The organism is Vibrio sp. V39_P1S14PM300, from assembly GCF_009904765.1.
Classification (GTDB): Bacteria; Pseudomonadota; Gammaproteobacteria; order Enterobacterales; family Vibrionaceae; genus Vibrio; species Vibrio proteolyticus.
Genome location: NZ_WXWP01000157.1, coordinates 1 through 4,390, shown reverse-complemented (window position 1 = coordinate 4,390; position 4,390 = coordinate 1). Strand labels below are relative to the sequence as shown.

Below are 4,390 nucleotides of genomic sequence, written 5' to 3'. Positions count from 1 at the left end.
TCTTAAACATAAGACGGCAGGCAAGAATGAATTATCTATAATTTGTGTATTGTCGGTTAAGAAAAACATCCATTGGTGCTATTGCTGGCTTTCACAAATTTGTGCGTCAACGCAACGCATTGGTTGGTCTCGCGCAGCATCAATCACTAAGTACAAACAACGTCTTCATTGGCCTAAAGACAATTTTTACAGCGAGGGATAGACAATGTTTAGGTCTGTAAGTCAACTGTGCTTTTCACTGGTCATCATTTCATTTATCGTTGCCTGCCAACCTAAGGATGACAGTAAACTGGAGTCCGAGATCGCCTCACTCAGAGATGAAGTCAAGCAGCTACAACAAGATGTCGCCGATATCAACACTCAGGTCGACGAGATAAAAACCGCGGCTGCGGAAGCGAAGACACCTAAGTCGAGAATACTGCCTAACCAGCCAGACTTTGACGGTAACGGTCAGATCCCTTCCATGGGAGAAACTAGTGCTAATATTGCCATCATCGAGTTCTCCGATTTCCAGTGTCCATATTGTAAACGTTATGTAGACCAAACGTTCGCCAAAATTAAAGACAACTACATTGACTCGGGAAAATTACGCTACCTCGCTAGGGATTTCCCTTTGAAATTCCATCCTCAGGCGAAAAGCGCTGCCGTAGCCGCAGTCTGTAGCTTTCAACAAAACGCGTACTGGCCGATGCGGGATTCATTGTTTGCGAACGTCCGCCAGTTGGGTGACGAGCTGTATCAGAAAGCGGCTGGTGAGCTGTCTCTGGACATGACTAAGTTCACTGCGTGCCTCAGCGATCCCAAAGTGGTAGAAAAGATCAATGAAGATATTACCTTAGCGACGTCTTTAGGTGTTCGAGGCACCCCGAGCTTTCTTATCGGCCGGATTGAAAACAACGAAATGGTTGAACCCAAACTGGTTGTTGGCGCGCAGGACTACCGGGTTTTCTCTGCTTTGTTCGAGCAACTGCTAGCAGAAGAAGCCAAACCCTAGAGTTCATCTCGCAAAATCTATGTAAAAAAGAGGCAATGGACGTACACCATTGCCTCTTAGGTTGTGCTATTTGTCACCTGCTGACATCGTCTACCTTTTGCCTTTGCCCTTGTTACCACCGCCGCTCTCAGAACCACTCAGACTGACCGAGACGGTCGCTGTCGCGGTTTTATCCCCATCACTGATGGTGTAGGTAAACGTATCACTGCTCTTAAAGCTTTTAGCTGGCGTGTAACGCAGTTGTCCATCCGCGGTAATTTGAACCGATCCTTTCGCTCCCTGAGTCACGCTGACAATGGTCAAGGTGTCCCCTTCAGGATCGCTGTCGTTGGCCAGGACATTAATCAACATCGCGTTCTTAGAAGAAAGCGTAATCGCATCGTTCACGGCGACTGGCGATGTATTAACAGCGTTGGCAATAACATAACTGGCCGATCCACTACTGACTAAATTAGTTTGTTCGGTATTTTGCGCTTTGATAAGAACGTTATACGTCCCCTCTGACGCTGTCGCCGCCGACGTTACGTTAAGCCTTACCGTTGCACTCTGACCTGGATTCAGGGTCACGTTGCTGTTTGTCGCACTCCAGCCTGCAGGCAACTCAGCGAACACATTAAAGGTTGTTGCGGTGCAGTCTGAGTTATCCTGATTGGTCACCGTCACGTTATAAGCCACGGAGGTACCCGCTTCGACCTCGCCAGAGGTCGACGAGATACTCATTCGAGGAGCCACTGATTCACAAACCGGCGCGGTAGCCGCCACAGAATAACGCTCTTCAGCACTACTACGATAACTGATGTCTGCGGTATTGAATGCGTTCACATCTACGAGATAAACCCCTGCTGACGCATCAATAGCGGATGTAACATTCAGCTTCACAGACGCCGTCCCACCCGGTGCCAGCGTCACTGTGTTGCTATCTGCACTCCAACCGTCAGGAACGCTGGCGATCACATCGACAACGGCCGCATCACACAACTCACTATCCTGGCTGGTCAGTGTCGCGATATAACTGACTGTAGTTCCCGGCGCCACGTCACCACTTTGACTTGCTGTAAGCGCCAATGTCGGACTTGCCAATACACACGTCGCAACTGGTGCTTCGACTGTATAGTTTGCGGTCACCTGACCTCGATAGTTGCTATCAGCACTGTTTATTGCCTCGATTGCGAGGCTATATGAACCTGCCGCCGCGGTGTCACTCGACGTGATACTTAACGTTGCGGTATCACTGCTTCCCGGCGCAATACTCAGCGTCGCGTCGTTTGCAACCCATCCAGCAGGAACATTTGCCGACACATTGAAATCAGACGCTGAACAGCCATTACCATCATTGTTTTTCACCATCAGATTGTAACTGACAGTGCTTCCTGCAATACCATCAGAGGCCGAGCTCGAAGACACGGTCACTGTCGGATTGCTCTGTGTGCAAGTCTGTTCGGAAAAACTGACATGTACACTGGCACCGGTACTGTTTGCCCACTCAGTCGTAATCGTGACACCCGCTTCAGAATCGGTATAGCTACTGCCTGCCAAAAGCGAAGAATCATCTAAATCACGCAATCCGCTATCAGGTATCATATCCAATAATAAGTTACTCTGGATATTGCCTTCGGTAGCCAAGTGAAAAGTGACGCCATCGGTAATTCCGCTTTTCCCTTCAATAAAACTATCAAAGCCTATCGGCTGCCGATACTCAATATAGTACCAAGTTGGTTGACCCGTAATTTCATCAGTGCCGCGACGAATTTTCAAACCTTTAGCTGCACTACCATGATTCGACTCATACGGTTCCAGTTGATATGTTCCTTCAGTTTCAACTGTGACAATGTCTCCTGTATTGGAACTTAACCAGCCTAGTTGCTCTTTACTAAAAACGTTAAAGTGTCCAGTAATACCGGACATACCCATAATATCTAACGCGTCTCCGTATTCCGCGGAAGCACAGCGGTCACCAATAATATCAGCACCACAATCTAGGTCTTTAGCATGGTGTAAACCAAAATTATGTCCCAGCTCATGACCAACAGTTCGCAAGCTCAATGAACCGTTTATATATGCTTTAGACGGCTCACCACCGACGGTACCTTTCCCTGTCCAGCCACACGATGTATTTTCAGGAAAAATGTAAACCACTCGCGTATAGGCACTAGTGTCATATCCTTCATTTTCAGCTGCTTGTTGTGCGTTTGTGTGAATACTCCATGTATCACAAGTGGACGAAATAGGTAGCGTGTAGTACCCCAAAACATCGCCAGTAAGCCAGACCTGATTCTCAGAATTTTCTTTGTAAAAATCATTCACCGTGCCAAAAACAAGCTCTCGAGTTTCCTCAGTTGTCCACGGTTGTTGAGTATTATCCTGAAAATTCACCAGCATCACTAACGTGCGTTGCTCACCTAAAGTTTTTGTTGCTTCGGCGTTTGTAAAATCAGTTGTAGAAGTCGTTGTGGTCCCATCAGCTAGTATATTCAGGCTGTCTTGCTCGTTGTCCAGTACAAGAGATTCTGATCTGTTGTCACTGCTTTTAAACCGCCAACCTTTCGCGCGCACTTTCATTCCAGATTGCATCTTATGCGACTGTGAGTGGTTCGCTGAGTGGATTTCAATACGGCCGTGTTCTGTTTTCAGAATCTGGCGCATGCGACTTTTGCTGTGATCAGCGTAGTCTTCGTAAAAGACTTCCAGTTCACCGTCTAGCTCCTGCAGCTCTTCTAAGAAAGCCTGCGCTTCATCTGGCAGCTCTTCTCGCTCTTTCGCAGTCAGAAGCATACTCAAAGCACCTTTTGGATCCGACTTTACAAGTTCGGCCATCAGGGTCTGACGTTGCGCCGCCAAATTCAGTAATTGGTTCAGAGACTGAGCTTTATCGAATTGGCCAGCCGCACGATAATCAGCCAAAGCTTTAGCCAATGCCCGAGTTTGCTGCTTGGCGATATGACGTTTTTGATTTACTTCATGGGCCGCGCCGTTTTGACCAGCATGATGCTCATGGTTATGTTTCAACGTTGAACCACCTTGCGCAACCGGATCTGCGGACGCTGTGCCAGTAGTCAACAGAGTAACTGCACCTACCAGTGCCAGAGCATGTCGCTTGCGAAAGCGAGAAGTGAAAATGTCGGATCGAAAAAAGAGATTAAACATACTTAAATTCTTAGGGTCTTTTAACTCATGAGCCCTAATTTGACACAGCAACAAAACGGCAGGCGCTAGAAGGCCACCGTATACATTGACCGGGTATGAATTAGAGCATTAGGATTGTTAAGGAGTTAATTATTCTAGTATTTGAAAAATTGAATCTTGTCGGCCAATAAATGACACGATGATTCAACCCATAAGAAACCTGATTCTAATTTAAAAATTCAACTCATATAAACCTAGTTAATGATGCATATA

3 protein-coding genes are annotated in these 4,390 nt (G+C 47.0%); 2 read left to right on the top strand and 1 reads right to left on the bottom strand.

From position 1 onward, the window contains the following. Together CAG65_RS22225 and CAG65_RS07830 are read left to right on the top strand one after the other, a co-directional pair. The coding region (locus tag CAG65_RS22225) for a hypothetical protein (protein WP_237668777.1) at positions 1 to 202 on the top strand (202 nt) is incomplete at its 5' end. A gap of 3 nt (positions 203 to 205) precedes the next feature. Next, complete coding sequence (locus tag CAG65_RS07830) at positions 206 to 994, top strand: DsbA family protein (protein ID WP_161453255.1); 789 nt, start codon at positions 206 to 208, stop codon at positions 992 to 994. A gap of 90 nt (positions 995 to 1,084) precedes the next feature. On the opposite strand, the gene CAG65_RS07825 is transcribed toward CAG65_RS07830, so the two are convergent. Then, positions 1,085 to 4,138: an Ig-like domain-containing protein gene (locus tag CAG65_RS07825; protein ID WP_161453253.1), complete on the bottom strand. Its 3,054-nt coding sequence runs from the start codon at positions 4,136 to 4,138 to the stop codon at positions 1,085 to 1,087. Positions 4,139 to 4,390 lie beyond the last annotated feature (252 nt).